This window comes from Actinosynnema sp. NPDC037264 (assembly GCF_055603705.1).
Window position 1 is genome coordinate 17,684 of sequence record NZ_JBVJVK010000082.1, and the last position, 16,485, is coordinate 34,168.

General features: G+C 72.0%; 10 protein-coding genes. 2 read left to right on the forward strand and 8 right to left on the reverse strand.

Annotated elements, in window-relative coordinates; all coding sequences use genetic code 11:
* Positions 1–22 precede the first annotated feature (22 nt).
* The 8 genes from ACZ7GX_RS41915 to ACZ7GX_RS41950 form a co-directional block, all read right to left on the reverse strand.
* On the reverse strand, positions 23–2,005 hold the full coding sequence (locus ACZ7GX_RS41915) for a cellulase family glycosylhydrolase (protein WP_498785761.1): 1,983 nt from the start codon (positions 2,003–2,005) through the stop codon (positions 23–25).
* A gap of 314 nt (positions 2,006–2,319) precedes the next feature.
* Positions 2,320–3,819: a glycoside hydrolase family 43 protein gene (locus ACZ7GX_RS41920; RefSeq protein ID WP_498785763.1), complete on the reverse strand. Its 1,500-nt coding sequence runs from the start codon at positions 3,817–3,819 to the stop codon at positions 2,320–2,322.
* Between the two features lie 106 nt (positions 3,820–3,925).
* Positions 3,926–5,887, reverse strand: a complete 1,962-nt coding sequence (locus tag ACZ7GX_RS41925; RefSeq protein WP_498785765.1) for a beta-galactosidase — start codon at positions 5,885–5,887, stop codon at positions 3,926–3,928.
* Entirely contained in the window at positions 5,884–7,914 is a 2,031-nt protein-coding gene (locus ACZ7GX_RS41930) for a glycoside hydrolase family 31 protein (RefSeq protein WP_498785767.1), read from the reverse strand. The genes ACZ7GX_RS41925 and ACZ7GX_RS41930 overlap by 4 nt, the downstream gene beginning before the upstream one ends.
* Before the next feature lie 79 nt (positions 7,915–7,993).
* Entirely contained in the window at positions 7,994–9,034 is a 1,041-nt protein-coding gene (locus ACZ7GX_RS41935; protein ID WP_498785769.1) for a LacI family DNA-binding transcriptional regulator, read from the reverse strand.
* Between the two features lie 70 nt (positions 9,035–9,104).
* Entirely contained in the window at positions 9,105–10,082 is a 978-nt protein-coding gene (locus ACZ7GX_RS41940; protein ID WP_498785771.1) for a carbohydrate ABC transporter permease, read from the reverse strand.
* On the reverse strand, positions 10,079–11,041 hold the full coding sequence (locus ACZ7GX_RS41945; RefSeq protein ID WP_498785773.1) for an ABC transporter permease: 963 nt from the start codon (positions 11,039–11,041) through the stop codon (positions 10,079–10,081). The genes ACZ7GX_RS41940 and ACZ7GX_RS41945 overlap by 4 nt, the downstream gene beginning before the upstream one ends.
* Positions 11,038–12,717 carry an ABC transporter substrate-binding protein gene (locus ACZ7GX_RS41950; protein WP_498785776.1) on the reverse strand — a complete coding sequence of 560 codons (1,680 nt, stop codon included), beginning with the start codon at positions 12,715–12,717 and terminating at the stop codon, positions 11,038–11,040. Before ACZ7GX_RS41950 ends, ACZ7GX_RS41945 begins: the two co-directional genes overlap by 4 nt.
* A 198-nt stretch (positions 12,718–12,915) precedes the next feature.
* On the opposite strand from ACZ7GX_RS41950, the gene ACZ7GX_RS41955 reads away from it, so the two are divergent.
* Both ACZ7GX_RS41955 and ACZ7GX_RS41960 read left to right on the forward strand, forming a co-directional pair.
* Complete coding sequence (locus ACZ7GX_RS41955) at positions 12,916–15,768, forward strand: glycoside hydrolase family 3 C-terminal domain-containing protein (RefSeq protein WP_498785778.1); 2,853 nt, start codon at positions 12,916–12,918, stop codon at positions 15,766–15,768.
* 137 nt (positions 15,769–15,905) lie between these two features.
* Entirely contained in the window at positions 15,906–16,343 is a 438-nt protein-coding gene (locus ACZ7GX_RS41960; RefSeq protein ID WP_498785781.1) for a peptidoglycan-binding domain-containing protein, read from the forward strand.
* Positions 16,344–16,485 lie beyond the last annotated feature (142 nt).

Here is a 16,485-nt window from a genome sequence, read left to right on the forward strand (position 1 = left end):
CGCGCGGTTCAGCGCGTGGCGGTCAGGCCGTCGTGCCGGTGACCGCGCTGCCCGACTTGGTGACGTAGTAGGTCACCTTGTCGCCGCTCCAGTAGTGGAACGTGAGCGTCACCCGTGAGTCGTCCTTGACGGCGGCGAAGAACTCCGACGTCAGGGTGGTGCGACCGTCCGCGTAGTCGGGCGCGAACGTCCGGTCGTACTCCTTGAAGGACGTCCAGTCGTGCGGACCCGCGTTGGCGCCGTCGTCGTACTTGGCCTCCATCGTGGCGAGCTGGTCGCCGCGGAACGCCGTCGGGATGGCGAAGGACGCCGTCGTGCCGGTGGCGTCGGACAGCACCGGGGTGTCGTGGGTGATCACGTAGAACCGCCACGGCACGCCCCGGGAGAAGCGGGCCGTCAGCACCGCGTTCGTGCCGTAGTCCCGCGAGCCGCTCAGCCTCGTCAGCGCCGCGGCGGTCAGGGTGAGCTGGTCGCCGTCGATCGTGTAGTCCCGGCCGCGCGCCAGTTTCGCGCTGCCGTGGTACAGGTCGGTGAACGACGTGCCGTTGAGGTTCAGCGCGATCGTCCTGGCCGTGATGGCGGCGGACTTCGCGGTGAACACCTGGTCGGTGTAGGCCGTGCCGGAGCGGGTCGTCCAGCTCGACTTGAGCTGCGCGTACAGCTCGGGGTCGCTCCACCGGAACGAGGTGCGGCCGAAGTGCTGGCCGTTGTCCCACAGCATCGTGGTGACCTTCTTGGTGCGCGCGTAGTAGCCGAAGTGCTCGAAGAACTTCAGCTTCTCGCCCTGCTCGATGGTCCCGGTGTGCCGGTCGAAGCCGAGCAGGCCGTACTCGCCGATGATCACCGGGATGCCGCGCGCGACGAAGCTGTCGTGGACGCGGTCGAACGTGTCGGTGAGGTCCTTCTGGACGCCCGCGTCGAAACGCGTGCCGCCCGCGACGTTCACGCTGAACGGCCAGTAGCCGTAGTAGTGCACGGTCGCGATCAGGTTGGGGTCGTCGAACCCCTGGATCTGCGCCACCAACGGGTCGACGTACGCCTGCTCGGACGAGGTGTGCAGGGTCGGCAGGACCAGCAGGCGCTTGGCGTTGTTGCCGCCCGACCGGCGCACGATCTCGTGGAACGTCGCGTTCAGCTCGGCGTTGAGCTGGATCTCCTGCGGCTTGCCGGTGCTCCCGGTGAACTGCGGCTCGTTCCAGCTCTCGAACGTCAGCTTGGGCCCGAACTCGGCGAAGGCGCCCGCCAGCTGCGTCCAGATGCCGGTGAACCGGTCGAGCACGCCGGTGCGGTCGGTGGGCATGGTCAGGACCCACTGCCACGAGTCGTGGTGGAGGTTGATCATCACGTACAGGTCGCGTGCCAGCGCCCAGCGCACGACCTCCTTGACGCGGGCCAGGTAGGCCGCCTCGATCACGTGGTCCGGGCTCAGGTGGGCGCTCCACGTGACAGGAAGGCGCACGCTCTTGAACCCCTGTGCCTTCACGTTGTCCAGCAAGGCTTCCGTGATGCGCGGGTTGCCCCAGGACGTCTCGTCGCCGCCGGTCGAGTCCAGCGTGTTGCCGAGGTTCCACCCCGGCTGCATCGCCGCGGTGTGCTCCATCGCGGTGAGCTGCCTGCCGCCGTGCACGCACGTGACACCGTTGAGCGAGAACGACAACGGCGCCGTGTTGGCTTCCGCCCAGGTGCCGATGAAACCGAACTCCACCGTCGAGCCGGCCGCGATCCTGGCGTTGTACCCGGCGTCCGCGGCGGTGACCCGGTCGTCGGACCCGGTCACCTCCGCGTTCCAGGCGTTGCGGACCCGCTGACCGGACGGCCACTCCCAGCTCAGCTCCCAGCCGTCGACCGGTCCGCCGTGGTTGGTCACGGCGACGTCGGCGTTGAAGCCACCCGACCACTGGCCGGTGACCGAGTACGCGACGGTGCACCCGGCCTCCGCCGCGACGGCCTGGTTCGCCGTCACCGTGACCAGGCTCGCGGTCAGGGCCACGACCCCGGCCGCCACGACACCGATCCGATGGACCGGTCCTGTCCTCCTGCGCGATCCGAACATGGAACTCCTCACTTTTCTCAGATGGCACGAACAGCCGTTGGGGGCGCCGGATCGCGGACGTGATCCGCCGCGGCGGGGGGTTGCGGCCGACGCGGCGCGTCGTCGGTGAAGATCCGCACGTCGCACGAGCCCTGGTGGACGGTCGGCCGCCGGGACCGGTCAGGGCGTCGTGTCGGTGAGCGAGGCGCGGACTCGGTCACGTCTCCGAGGACGAGGGCCGCACGGTGATCGGGGGCGGCACGAGGAACGCCCGGGGAGGGCGTCGGTCAGCCGTCGAGCGGCTCGTAGTCGGACCAGTCGAAGTGGACGGTGCCCGCGGCGGCGTACAGGCCGATGACCCGGCCGGTGAAGCCGCCGGCGACCTCGGTGGAGAGGTAGCGGCCGTCCAGGGTGGCGAGGGTGGTGAAGGTCCCGTCCGGCTCACCGATGCCGAAGGACACGGTGTCGGGACCCGTGCGCGCGTCCCGGAGGGTCTTCTCCTCGTGCACGTCGACGCCCAGGACCAGCGGTCCGGCGGGCACCGCCCGGGACGCGACCACGGTCTTCAGCGAGCCGACGCGGGCGAGCACCCGCACCTCGCCGGCGGTCGCCTCGACCTCGTAGTGGTGCTCCTCGTCCAGTCGCACCGCCAGACCGCCCGTTCCTCCCGAGGCGTCCACCAGCGTGCGCACCCGGCAGGACGGGTGCCGCTGGCGGCGGCCGACGAACACGACGTCGAGCGCGTCCAGGGACTCCCCGCGCGCGTGGAGCGTCAACCACCCGGCGCGCTCCTTCGTCGTGCAGTGCCGCTCCTGCCGGTCGCGCAGCGAGATCCAGGCCGGCTGGAGCACGGGGAGGTCGAAGTCGTCGCGGGGCGCCTCGATCGGCTCCGGCGCCAGCGGCCAGGGCACGGTCGCGTCGAGCTCCAAGGGGCCGACGACCGGCCAGTCGTCCACCCAGGTCACGGGCGCGAGGAACGTCTCCCGGCCCAGCACGTGCCAGCCGGGCGTCCCACCACCCGGCCGCACCCCCAGCAGCACCAGCCACCACGAGCCGTCCGGCCCCTGCACGAGGTCGCCGTGCCCGGTGTTCTGGATCGGGTGGTCGGTGCCCCGGTGGGTCAGGACCGGGTTGGCCGGGCACGCCTCGAACGGGCCGGCGGGCGTGCGGGCGCGGGCGATCGAGACGCCGTGGCCGCGTTCGGTGCCGCCCTCGGCGATGAGCAGGTACCAGTACTCGCCGATCCGGTACAGGTGCGGCGCTTCCGGCGCCTTCGCCCCGGGCGCCCCGGACCAGATCCGCTTCGGCGCGTCGAGCACCTGCCCGGTGTGCGGGTCGATCCGGACCTGGGACACCCCGGCGACCGTGCTCCAGCAGGCGCCGTCGTCGTCCCACGCGAGGTCGGGGTCGATGCCGGGCAGGTCGGGCAGCAGGACCGGGTCCGACCACGGTCCGGCGGGGTCGGTGGCGGTGACCAGGAGGTTGCCGTCGCCGCTCACGTTCGTGGTGATGAGCCAGAACCGGCCGTCGTGGTGGCGCAGGGTCGGCGCGTAGACCCCGGCGGAGGACGGCGAGTCGAGCGGGAGGCGGAGCTGCTCCGGCCGGTCGAGCACGTTGCCGATCTGCGTCCACCGCACCAGGTCGCGGCTGTGGAAGAGCGGCACGCCGGGGAAGTACTCGAAGCTGGAGCAGGCGAGGTAGTAGTCGTCGCCGACGCGGCAGACGCTCGGGTCGGGGTGGAAACCCGCGATCACGGGGTTGGTGAACGCGCTGTGGTTCGAGGACATCCCATCAAGCCCTTCGTTGTTCGGGGGCGCGCTCCGGCGCACCGGTGCGGCACGGCGCACCGGTGCGGCACGGCGCACGGCGTGGTCGACGGGGTCGGGTTCGGGGTCAGGGTGTCCGGAGCACGGCGCAGCCCTGAGGTGGCAGTTCGGCCAGCGGAGCGCCGGTGAGCAGGTCGTGCGCGGGTTCGGGGAGCGGGACGGCGTCACCGCCGTGGTTGATCAGGAAGCGCAGGCCGCCGCGGGTGACGGCTTCCACGCCGGGCGGCCACTCGCGGAGCACGCCGGCTTCGCCCAGCAGCCGCTCGACCAGCGCGCCGTAGTCGCCCGCGTCGAGGATGGTGGAGAGGTACCAGCCGTGACCGGCGCCGAAGGCGTGGCGGGTGAGCGCCGGGCGTCCGGCGAGCATCCCGTGGGTGTAGGTCGCGATCGCCTCGGCGCCGTCGAGGTGCAGGTACTCGCTCCACACGGTGCCGAGCGCGCCGTCGGACAGCGTGATCCGCTCCTCGCGCCGCAACGGCCGCGGCTCCTCGACCCGGAGGCCGAGGGCTTCGCGCAGCGGCGGCGCCGGGTAGCCGCCGAGTCGGGCGTGGGGGCGCTCGTCGACGACGCCGCTGAAGTGCTGGACGAGCAGCGTGCCGCCGTCGGCGACGTAGCGGCGCAGGTTCGCCGCGCCCGCGTCGGACATCAGGAGCAGGGCGGGGGCCAGGACGAGGCGGTATCGGCTCAGGTCGTGCTCGGGGTGGGCGAAGTCGGTCACGACCCCCGCGTCCCACAACGCCCGGTGCGCACGCCGCAGCATCGAGTGGTAGTCGAGCTCCGGCGAGGGCAGGCCGTCGGCCTCCGACGCCCACCACGCCTCCGCGTCGTGCAGCACCGCCACCTCGGCGGTCACCGTCGAGCCGGCCACCTCGGCGAGCCGGGCGACGGCCTCGCCGAGGGCCTGCACCTCGCGGAAGATCCGGCTGTCGGGCCCGGCGTGCGGCACCATCGCCGAGTGCCACGTCTCGGCGCCCGCCCTCGACTGGCGCCACTGGAAGAACAGCGCGCCGTCCGAGCCGCGCGCGACGTGGCTCAGCGTGTGCCGCAGGATGTCGCCCGGGTCCTTCGGCAGCACCCGGCCTTCGGCGTAGACGGTGTTCGCGCCCTGCTCCATGAGCAACCACGGTCGGCCGCCCCCGAAGCACCGCGCGCGGTCCGCGCCGAACGCGGTGTCCGCCGCGGCGTCGAGACCGGGCCGGTCCGGGTAGTGGTCGATGGTCACGAGGTCCACCTCGCGGCCGAACGCCCACAGGTCGAGGTTCTGGTAGCCGGGCAGCATCAGGTTCGTGGTGACCGGTCGGTCGCTGTGCGCGCGGATCGCGTCGCGCTGCTCCCGGTAGGCGGCCAGCGCCAGGTCGGAGGAGAACCGGCGGAAGTCCAGCGACTGCCCGGGGTTGTGGTGCCACTGCGTGGCGCGCGGCGGCAGGACGTCGTCCCACGAGGTGTAGCGCTGGCTCCAGAAGGCCGTGCCCCACGCGTCGTTGAGCGCGTCCAGCGTGCCGTGCCGGTCGCGCAGCCAGGTGCGGAACGCGGCGGCGGCGTGGTCGCAGAGGCAGAGCGTGGCGTACTCGTTGTGCACGTGCCAGAGCGCGACCGCGGGGTGGCTGCCGTAGCGCTCGGCCAGTGCGGCGGCGATGCGGCGGGCCGCGTCGCGGTAGGCCGGCGCGGCGAGGCAGTACGTGTCACGGCTGCCGTGCACCAGCCGCACGCCCTCGGCGGTCACCGGCAGCGCGTCCGGGTGCGCCCTGGTGAACCACGGGGGAGGGGACGCGGTGGGCGTGGCCAGGTCGACCGCGACGCCGTTCGCGTGCAGCCGGTCGAGGTGGGCGTCGAGCCAGGCGAAGTCGTAGCGGCCCTCCTCGGGCTCCATCAGGGCCCAGGAGAACACGCCGACCGTGGCGAGGTTGACCCGCGCCCGGCGCATCAACTCGTCGTCCTCGGCCCAGACCGGCTCGTCCCACTGCTCGGGGTTGTAGTCGCCGCCGAAGGCGAGACCGCCGAGCCGCCCGGTCAGGTCGTGCGCCGTCATGCCCGCTCCTCGTGCAGTGGCAGCCGTGCGTCGTCGCGCACGAACAGGGGGATGCGTTCGAGCGGGGCGGCGACGGTGACCGCCTGCCCTCCCGCGTGCTCCCGGCCGGTCCACGCGTCGGTCCACCGGGCGCCGGCGGGCAGGTGCACCGTCCGCTCCCGCGCCCCCGCGGTGGTGACGGGCGCGACGAGCAGGTCAGGGCCGAGCAGGAACGCGTCGTCGACCTCCCACGCCCGCTCGTCGTCGGGGAACTCCAGGAACAGCGGCCGCATCGGCGGCACTCCGGTCGCCGAGGCGGCGCGCATCTGCTCCATGACGTACGGCCGCAGGCGTTCGCGCAGGTGGAGGTGGTCGACCAGGATCGGGTAGACCTCGTCGCCGTAGGACCAGACCTCGTTGGGCAGGCCGGTCATGGCGGGCTCCAGGACCTGCGCCGGGCCGCGGAAGCCGTGCAGGCGGAACAGCGGGCAGAACGCCCCGTACTGGAACCACCGCACCAGCACCTCGCGGTACGCCGGGTCGTCCGGGTCGCCGCCGTGGAAGCCGCCGATGTCCGTCGTCCACCAGGGGATGCCGGACATCATCACGTTCAGGCCGGCCTTGATCTGCGCCCGCAGCGTGGCGAAGTCCGTGCCGATGTCGCCGGACCACAGCGCCGCGCCGTAGCGCTGCGCGCCCGCCCAGGACGACCGGTTGAGCGAGATGATCGCGGTCTCGCCCGCCGCGCGCAGCCCGTCGTGGACCATGCGGGCGTGCTCGCGCGGGTACAGGTTGGCGACCTCCTGGCCCGGACCCGCGTGGTAGCGCAGACCGGTCTGGTGGCCGGGCTTGAGCTCGGGCTCGGAGGCGTCGAGCCAGAAGACCGTGATGCCCAGCTCGTGGTAGCCGCGCCGGAGGCGCTCCCAGACGTAGTCGCGGGCCTCGGGGTTGGTGCTGTCGTAGAACGCGACCGGCGCCGAGTACGCGCCCAGGCCCTTGTCCGGCCAGTCGGCGTGGGCCGCCGGCCCGTGGTCGGACCGGATGAACAGGCCCCGGTCCCGCATCGGGTGGTAGTTCTCGCTCGCCGGGCCCACGGACGGCCAGACCGAGACCATGAGCTTGACGCCCAGCTCGTCCAGCTCGCGCACCATCGCGGCCGGGTCGGGCCACTCCTCGGGGTCGAAGCGCCACTCGCCGAGGTGGGTCCAGTGGAAGAAGTCGCACACGATCACGGACAGCGGCAGGCCGCGCCGCCGGTGCTCGCGGGCGACTTCCAGCAGCTCCTCCTGGGTGCGGTAGCGCAGCTTGCACTGCCAGAAACCGGCCGCCCACCCGGGCAGCTCCGGCGCGTGGCCGGTCGCGTCGGCGTACCGGCGCAGCACGTCGGCCGGCGGGCCCGCGGTCACCCAGTAGTCGATCTGGCGCGCGCTGTCGGCCACCCACCGGGTGCCGTTCTCGGCCAGCTCGACGCGGCCGACGGCGGGCGAGTTCCACGGCAGGCCGTAGCCGCGGTCGGACACCAGCAGCGGGATGGTCACCTCGCCGTTGCGCTGCACGAGGTCGACCACGGCGCCCTTCTGGTCGAACAGGCCGTGGGTGTGCTGGCCGAGGCCGTGGAGCCGTTCACCGGGGTAGGCGCGGAACCGCTGCTCCAGGCGGTGGTAGCCGTTGCCGGTCGGCGCCGCCGACCGCGGGCCCGGCCACCAGAAGTGGGCGGGCTGCTCGGCCAGCAGCTCCGCGCCGTCCGCCGTGCGCAGGAACGTCAGCCGGCCCGCGGTCGCCGGCAGGTGCGGGGTGACCGAGCCGGCGGTGTCTGCGTCGACCCGCACCGTCAGCGCGCCGTTGACCAGGGTCGCGTGGTGCTCGGCGACGTCGATCTCCGGCGCGCCGCCCGGCGGGGCGTCGAGCAGCGCGCCGGGCAGGTCGTCGAGCACCGGTCCGCCGGGGGTGGCCCGGACCCGGACCGCGTCGGGCCCCCACGCCTCGACGCGCAGGGTCTCGCCGCCGGCCCGCCACTCGAGGGCGTTGCCGAGATCGCGGAAGTGCATCGGTGCTCCTGGCGGTGGTGACGGTCCACCGCGTCCGCGCCGAACGGCGGGTGGGCGCGGGGGAGCCGCTCGGTGGTCGTCAGGTCGAGCTGGGGGTCCGGCTGCGGTGCGGGCCGGTGCTCTCCCGGACGGTCAGCACGGGTTCGAGCAGCACGAGCTCGTCGTCGGGCACCTCGTCGCGCCCGGCGGCGGTGATCCGCTCCATGAGCTGCTCGACCGCGACCCGGCCGAGCTCCTGCGCGGGGCCGGTGACCGCCGTCAGCGCCGGCGCGTACTGCTCGGCGAGCAGTTCCGGGCACAGCGCGATCACGGAGGCGTCCTCGGGGACCGTCCGCCCGCTGATGCGCAGCAGGCTGAGCAGCGGGCCGATCGCGCCCTCGTTCTGCACCACGAACCCCGTGGTGTCCGGCCGGTCGGCGAGGATGCGGGCCAGCGTCCCGGCGGTGCTCTCGTAGGTGCCCTCGCACGGCCGGTGCACGAAGCGCAGACCTCTGGCCTCGGCGCGGTCCCGGAAGCCCATCAGGGTGCGCTCGGCGTACCCGGCGTGCCGCTGGTACACCCCCGAGCCGTACCCGATGAACGCGACCTCCCGGTGGCCCAGGTCGGCGAGGTGGTCCGCGCACAACGCGCCCGCGGCCGCGAAGTCGTGGTCCACGCAGGACAGGCCGCTGTGGTCGTCGGGCAGGCCGATGAGCGCGGCCTGCGTGCGCAACTCGCGCAGCACCGGGATGCGCTCGTCGTCCAACCCGACGTCCATGAGGATCACCCCGTCCGCCAGGCCGCTCACCGCGACCCGGCGCACGCCCTCCGGCCCCTCGTCGTTGGTGATCAGCAGCACGTCGTAGCCGTGCTTGCGGGCCGTCATGGTGACCGAGATGGCGATCTGCATCATGATCGGCACGTAGACGTCGGCGCGCAGGGGCACCACGAGGGCGACTATGTGCGAGCGCTTCGCGGCCAGCGCCCTGGCGCCGGCGTTGGGGTGGTAGCCGAGCTCGGCCACCGAACGCTCGACGCGGCGCCGGGTCTCCTCGGAGATCGAGCGCTTGCCGCTGAGCACGTAGCTGACCGTGCTGGCGGACACGCCCGCGTGCCTGGCCACATCGGCGAGTGTCACCATGCGTGATGCTCCTGCTTTCTCGTCCTCTTCCGGGCCCGTACCGGTGCCCGCGTGCGCCCAGTGTGCCGGTTCAGCCCTTGACCGCCCCGGTGAGCACGCCGACACGGAAGTGCTTCTGCATGAACGGGTACACCAGCAGCAGCGGCACGATCGTCAGGACCACCACCGCCATCTGCAACGACAGCGGCGCGGTCTGCGAGAACTGCGAGCCGAAGCCCGCGTTCACCGACCCGGGCAGCCCGTTGCCCCGGTTCACGTAGGTCAGCAGCACGTACTGCAACGGCCACTTCTCGCTGTCGGTCGGCATGTACAGCATCACGTTGAAGAACGAGTTCCAGTAGCCGACGCCGTAGAACAGGGCGACGACCGCCGTCACGGCCCGGGACGTCGGCAGCACGATCGACCACAGGATCCGCCAGTCGCCCGCGCCGTCGATCCGGGCCGCCTCGATCAGGTCGGCCGAGGTGTCCGAGTAGAACGCCCGCAGCACCAGGATGTTGAACACCGAGACCGCGGTGGGCAGGATCAACGCCCACCACTGCCCGTAACCGCCCAGTTCGGTGACGACCAGGAAGGTCGGGATCAGGCCGCCGCTGACGAACATGGTGAGGATCAGCAGCACCAGGATGAAGCGGTGGGCCACCGAGCCGGACCGGGACAGGCCGTAGGCGCACAGGATCGACACGACCATGGACACCGCCGTGCCGACCGCCGTGATGCCGAGGCTGACCAGCAGCGCGTTGCGCACCGTGGAGTCGCCCAGCATGACGCGGTACGCCTCGAAGGTCACGTCGGTCGGCCAGATCACCAGGCCGCCCGCGCGGTTGACCGCCGCCTGGGTGGACAGGCTGGTCACCACGATGATCCACAACGGGACCAGGACCACGGCCACCACCATGCCGAGGGTCAAGCCCTTCGCGGTCTGGCCGGCCGCGGTCGGCGGCTCCTCCCAGACCGGTCGTTTGCCGCGCTTGCGGCGCCGGGCGGGCGCCCGGCCGGTCACCGCGCGCTTGTCCTTGGTGCGTTCGATGGTCAGCGTCTCGGTCATTTCCGGTACAACCCGTCTTCGCCGAAGGCGTGCGCCAGCTTGTTCGCGCCCCAGATGAGCAGCAGCGAGATGACGCTCTTGAACAACCCGGCCGCCGCGCCGTAGCTGTAGTTGTTGGTGGCGATGCCGTAGTAGAACGCGAAGGTGTCGAGCACGTCGGCCGCCTCGTGGCCGACCGCGTCCCGCTGGATCAGGAACTGCTCGAACCCGACGGTGAGCGCGTTGCCCAGGCGCAGCACCAGCATCAGCATGATGACGCCGGCCATCCCGGGCAGGGTGATGTGCCACAGCCGCCGCCACCGCCCGGCACCGTCCACCGCGGACGACTCGTACAGGTCGGTGTTGATGGCGGCGAGCGCGGCGAGGAACACGATGATCGACCAGCCGGCCTCCTTCCAGATCGCCTGCGAGGTGATCAGCAGCACGAAGGTGTCCGGGTCGGTCATGATGTCCCAGGTGCCGATGTCGTTGCTGCGCAGGAACTGGTTGAGCAGCCCCGCACCGCCGAACATCTGCTGGAAGATCGTGATCGCGAGCACCCAGGAGAAGAAGTGCGGCAGGTAGGCGATGGACTGGATGAGGTTGCGCAGCCGTTCGCTGAGCACCGAGTTCAGCAGCAGCGCCAGCGCGATGGGGATCGGGAAGAACAGGATCAGCTGGACGAAGCTGAGGTACAGCGTGTTGGTCAGCGACCCCCAGAACAGCGAGTCCTCGAACAGGACCTCGAACTGGGCGAGGCCCACCCACTCGCTGTTCCACACCCCCACCAGCGGGTTGTAGTCCTGGAACGCCGTCAGCAGCCCGAACAGCGGCACGTAGTTGAAGACCAGGAGCAGCAGGACGGCGGGCACGGTCATCAGCAGCAGCGACCGGTCGCGCCGCAGCCTCACCCGCAGGCTCAGCTTGTTCCTCCGCGCGTCGTCCTCGCGCGCGGGCCGTTCCGTGACCGCGGAACTCACTGCCCGGTCCCGTGCTTCTGCAGCACGTTCTCGTCCATCCACTGGACGAGCTTGTCGCCGCCGCCGCTGGACTTCCAGGTGGTGATCGCCTCCTTCACTTCGGCGACCTTCTTCTTGCCGTGGTAGCAGTCCTTGATGGCGTCCTCGACGGCCTGCGCCGCGTCGGTGGTGGCCATCGACCGCGGCAGGCTGATGTTCATGTTCCAGAACACGGGCTTGCGCAGGTGCTTGACGTTCGCGGCCTGCCAGGCGGTGAGGTCCTTGGTGACGACGTCCGAGCCGGGGTTGCTGACCACCGCGGGCGGCGAGGCCAGGAACGGGAAGGTCTGCGCCTGGACGTTCTTCTTGCCCTCTTCGGTGGCGGTCGGCACGCCGTTGACCATCGTGTGGTGGACGCCTTCGACACCGAAGTTGACCAGCGTGTACTCCTTCGAGCCGAACGGCGCGGCCAGGTAGTTGGCGACCGCCAGCAGCTCCTCGATCTGCTCCGGCTTCAGGTTGCTGTTGAGGTAGCTCATGATGCTGGTGGAGAAGCCGAGGTAGATCTGCGGCTCGCCCTTGCCGTCGGCGGTGAAGAAGTCGAAGGAGCCCCGCCGGAAGTTCGGGTTGGCGGCCGTGCCGGACTGGTGGTCGGCGGCGTTCCACGCGCCGGTGCCACCGCCCCCGATCAGCACCTTCCCGGAGTAGAAGCGCACGTTGGCGTTGGTGTTGTCGCCGGCCTGCGCGTCCGGGTGCAGGTAGCCGGCGGTCGCGAGCTGGTAGTGCCACTCCAGGGCGTCCAGCAGCTCCGGCATGTCGTACTTGTGGATCAGCTTGCCGTTGTCGACCTTCCACTTGAGGGGCACGTTCCACGACGGGAACATGTAGGTCCACACGTCGTCGAAGGCCCACACGCCGCCCTTGGCGTCGGCCAGCTCCTTGCCCAGGTTCATCAGGTCGTCGGCGGACTTCACCTGGTCCGCGGTGATGCCCTTGGCGTCGAAGAGGTCGCGGCGGTAGAACGTGGTGCCGGCGACCACGAACCCGCTGGAGAACGACGGGATGCCGTAGATCTTGTCGCCCCAGGCCCCGGCCTGCCAGGCGCCCGTGGGGATGGCCGCGAGGTTGGGGTACTTCTTGATGTTGTCGCCGGACAGGTAGGGCGTGAGGTCCGCGAGCTGCGACCCGGCCAGTTCACCGACGCTGAAGTTGGAGTTCCACCAGGTCGGCAGCTGGATCCAGTCGGGCAGCCGCTTGGCGGCGGTCATGGTGGGGATGATCGTGGCGTAGTTGTTGCCGTCGGCGGGCTTCATGTCGAGCGTGACACCCAGCGCCTCGTTCATGGCCTGGTAGAACGAGTTGTCGGCGGGCGGGATCGTGCCCCACAGCGGCGTGACGGTCGTGTACCTGCCGCCCTTGCCCGGCACGCCGGACACCGTGGCGACCGGGTTCGAAGGGTAGGTGAGGAACCCCGGGTCGGTCAGGATGTCCGCGCCACCGGCCACCGAGGGGATGTCCGGCTTGATCGACGTGCTCGGCACGTAGTTCGGGAGCGCGGACTTGAGGGCGTCGCTGTTGGCGCCGGTCTTCTGCTCGGCGCCGCCGCCGCACGCGGACAGCAGGCCACCCATGGCCGTGAGTCCCGCGACCGAGGCCGAGACGCTCAGGAACCTCCGGCGATTCAGCTCAATCCCCATGACAGGGCCACCCTTCTTCGTTGAAAGCGGAGTGTCGAAGCGCTTGACGATGCCGGGAGAGTAGTCATGTGACCTGGCGCACGGCAAGAGCCAGTTGGCCGCCAAGATGCAGGCTGGGCAGGCACTCATTGACAGTGTCACGGGCTCCGTGTCAGCGTTGAAGCGCTTCACATGATCTGACCCGAGGGGTTGTGCCGCGTGAGTTCCTCATCCCTGTCCGCCACCGGGCGGCTGCCGTTCCACGACTCCGGGCTGGACGTGCGCAAGCGCGTCGATGACCTGCTCGCCCGGCTGACGCTCGACGAGCGGATCGCGATGCTGCACCAGTACGCCCCCGCCGTTCCCCGGCTGGGCGTCGCCGCGTTCCGCACCGGGGCCGAGGCGTTGCACGGCGTGTCGTGGCTGGGTGTCGCCACGTCGTTCCCGCAGGCCGTGGGCCTGGGCGCGACCTGGGACGAGGAGCTGGTGCGCCGCGTGGCCGAGGCGACCTCGGTCGAGCTGCGCGCGTTCCACCTGCACCGGCCGCCGGCCGAGGGCGACGGCCGGACGAGCCTGCAGGCGTGGGCGCCGGTGGTGAACCTGCTGCGCGACCCGCGCTGGGGGCGCAACGAGGAGGGCTACTCCGAGGACCCGGTGCACACCGCGCGGATCGCGGAGGCGTTCTGCCGGGGGCTCGCGGGCGACGACCCGAGGTTCCTGCGCGCCGCACCCGTGCTCAAGCACTTCCTGGCCTACAACAACGAGGACGACCGCTGCACCACGTCCTCCGGCGTGCGCCCCCGGGTGCTGCACGAGTACGACCTCGCGGCGTTCCGGCCCGTGGTGGCCTCCGGCGCGGCGACCGGCGTCATGGCCGCGTACAACCTGGTCAACGGCCGTCCGTGTCACGTCAGCCCGCTGATCGGGGACGAGCTGCGCCGCTGGGCCGAGCCGACCGGGCACGAGCTGTTCGTGGTCAGCGACGCGGAGGCGCCGTCCAACCTGGTCGACCTGGAGCACTACTTCGACGACCACGCGGAGTCGCACGCCGCCGCTCTCAAGGCGGGCATCGACAGCTTCACCGACCACGGCACGGACAGCGGCACGCCGGTCGGGCGGCTGCGCGAGGCGCTGGAGCGCGGCCTGATCGACGAGGCCGACGTCGACCGCGCCGTGCGCCGGCAGCTGGAGCTGCGGTTCCGCCTCGGCGAGTTCGACCCGGACCTCGACCCGTACGCGGCGATCGGCCCCGACGCGATCGACCACCCGGACCACCGCGTGCTCGCCGCGCGGGCGGCCACCGAGGCCGTGGTGCTGCTGAAGAACGACGGGCTGCTGCCGCTCGACAAGGCCGCCGCGCCCCGCGTCGCGGTCATCGGCCCGCTGTCCGACGTGCTGCACGAGGACTGGTACAGCGGCACGATGCCGTACCGGGTCACCGTCGCCGCCGGGCTCGAGGAGGCGGTCGGCGACGTGGTCCGCGTGTCCGGTGACGACCGCATCGCGCTGCGTTCCCGCACCACCGGGCTCCTGCTCGGCGACACCGCCTTCGACGTCACCGAGTGGGGTGACGACGTGGTGACGCTGCGCTCCGCCGACACCGGCCGCCACCTCGGCGCCAAGTACGGCACCCTCGTCACCGAGGAAGAACGCGTCAAGAGCTGGGACGTGCACGAGACGTTCGTGCTGGAGCCCGTCGCGGACGACGGCGACGCGGTGCTGGTGCGCAACGTCCTCACCGGCCGCTACGCCGCGGTCGACCCGGCCGACGGCCGCGTGGTCGTCACGGCCGAGACGCCCGCGACCGCCGAGCGCTGGTCGCGCGAGCTGGTCCGCGACGGCGCGGCGGAGGCTCGCGCCGCCGCGGCCGCCGCCGACGTCGCGGTCGTCGTCCTCGGCAACCACCCGCTCATCAACGGCCGCGAGACCCAGGACCGCACCGGCACCGCGCTGCCCGGGACGCAGGAGGCGCTGCTCCGCGCCGTCGCCGAGGTCCGGCCGGCCACCGTCCTGGTGGTGATGAGCAGCTACCCCTACGCCGTGGACTGGGCCGACGAGCACCTGCCCGCCGTGGTGTGGACGTCCCACGGCGGGCAGGAGACGGGTCACGCGCTGGCCGCCGTGCTGCTCGGCGACGAGGAGCCGGCGGGCCGGCTGCCGCAGACCTGGTACCGGGGCGGCGACGAGCTGCCCCACCCGCTCGACTACGACGTCATCAAGGCGGGGTGGACCTACCAGTACCACCGGACCGCGCCGCTGTACGCGTTCGGCCACGGCCTGTCCTACACCGACTTCGCCTACCGCGACCTGCGGTTGTCGTCGGAGGTCGTGCCGCAGGACGGGTCGCTGGAGGTCTCGGTGGCGGTGGCGAACACCGGTGCGCGGCCGGGCAGCGAGGTGGTCCAGGTCTACGTGCGCGCGGTGGCCGCCCGCTACGACGCGCCCCGGCTGCGCCTCGTCGACTTCCGCAAGGTCCGCGTCGGCGCGGGGGAAGGCGAGGAGCTGACCTTCCGGCTGCCCGTCGACCGGCTCGCGCACTGGGACGTCGAGCGCGGTGCGTTCGCGGTCGACCCGGGCGACTACGAGATCGTCGTCGCCCGTTCCGCGGAGGACCACGTCCTCGTGGCGCGGTTCTCCGTCACCGGCGAGGACCCCACGCCGCGCGCGGTGGTGGACCGGGACACCCGTGCGGTCGACTTCGACGACTACTCGGGGCTCGCGCTGGTCGACGCGACCCGGGTGACCGGTGACGCGGTCGCACCGGCGGACCCGGCGCGGCCCGCGACGCTGCTGTTCCGCGCCGCGGACCTGACCGGCGCCGCGGGCGTCCAGGTCGAGGTGGCGCGGGTGGGTGGTCCGGGGCGGGCCCGGCTGGAGTTCCACCTGGGCGACCGGTCGCTCGGCGCGGTCGACGTGCCGGTGACGGGCGACCGCTACGCGTGGACGACGGCCGCGGCGCGGTTCGAGGAGCGGCCGGACGGCGTCCACGACCTGTCGCTGACGCTGCACGGCGACTTCCGCCTGGCCGCGTTCCGCCTCACGTCCTCGCGCCCGACGACCGCACCGGCCTGACCCGCCCGGCCATCGGCGTGCCCGGCGATCGACCGTGTCGGGTGTTCGCCTGACTCCGCCGAAAGGCGGCGCGACCTAGCGTGGCGACCACAGGGGAGGCACCGGCGGACTCGCCGGTGGCGAACGTGAGGACGACCATGCGTCGGTACATCGCGACGATCGCCGCGGCAGCGGCACTGCTCGCAGGGTTCAGCGTCGTCGGTGCGGGAGGCACCGCGGCCGCGGCCGCGGTGGGCTGGTGCGACGGGGTGAAGTGGGTGCAGCACAACAGCCTCTACGGCACCAAGCAGCCCTACCACAAGGCCACCGGCAGCACGACCTGCTACCTGGAACGCGGTTCCTACGGCAGCGCGGTGAACGCGCTCCAGTTGGCGTTGAAGTACTGCAACTGGGCGCCGAACCTCGTCGCGGACAGCGATTTCGGCGCCATCACGGAGGAGCGCCTGAAGTACGCCCAGCAGCGTCGGGGCGTCCTCGCGGACGGCAGCTACGGCCCGAACACGCGCGCGGCGCTGAAGTGGCCCGTGTTCCACAACAACGGCTTGCGGACCGATACCTGCGTCTTCGTGTCCTGAGCGTGCGGCGGGGGGGGGGGGGGGGGGGGGGGGGGGGGGGGGGGGGGGGGGGGGGGGGGGGGGGGGGGGGGGGGGGGGGGGGGGGGGGGGGGAGGGGGTGGGGGGAGGGGGGGGGGGGGTGGGGGGTGGGGGTGGGGGGTGT

Coding starts and splice junctions, on each gene's coding strand:
- ACZ7GX_RS41920 (WP_498785763.1), bottom strand. CDS start 3,819: ATGTCCTCGAACCACAGCGCGTTCACCAACCCCGTGATCGCGGGTTTC.
- ACZ7GX_RS41925 (WP_498785765.1), bottom strand. CDS start 5,887: ATGACGGCGCACGACCTGACCGGGCGGCTCGGCGGTCTCGCCTTCGGC.
- ACZ7GX_RS41930 (WP_498785767.1), bottom strand. CDS start 7,914: ATGCACTTCCGCGATCTCGGCAACGCCCTCGAGTGGCGGGCCGGCGGC.
- ACZ7GX_RS41935 (WP_498785769.1), bottom strand. CDS start 9,034: ATGGTGACACTCGCCGATGTGGCCAGGCACGCGGGCGTGTCCGCCAGC.
- ACZ7GX_RS41940 (WP_498785771.1), bottom strand. CDS start 10,082: ATGACCGAGACGCTGACCATCGAACGCACCAAGGACAAGCGCGCGGTG.
- ACZ7GX_RS41950 (WP_498785776.1), bottom strand. CDS start 12,717: ATGGGGATTGAGCTGAATCGCCGGAGGTTCCTGAGCGTCTCGGCCTCG.
- ACZ7GX_RS41960 (WP_498785781.1), top strand. CDS start 15,906: ATGCGTCGGTACATCGCGACGATCGCCGCGGCAGCGGCACTGCTCGCA.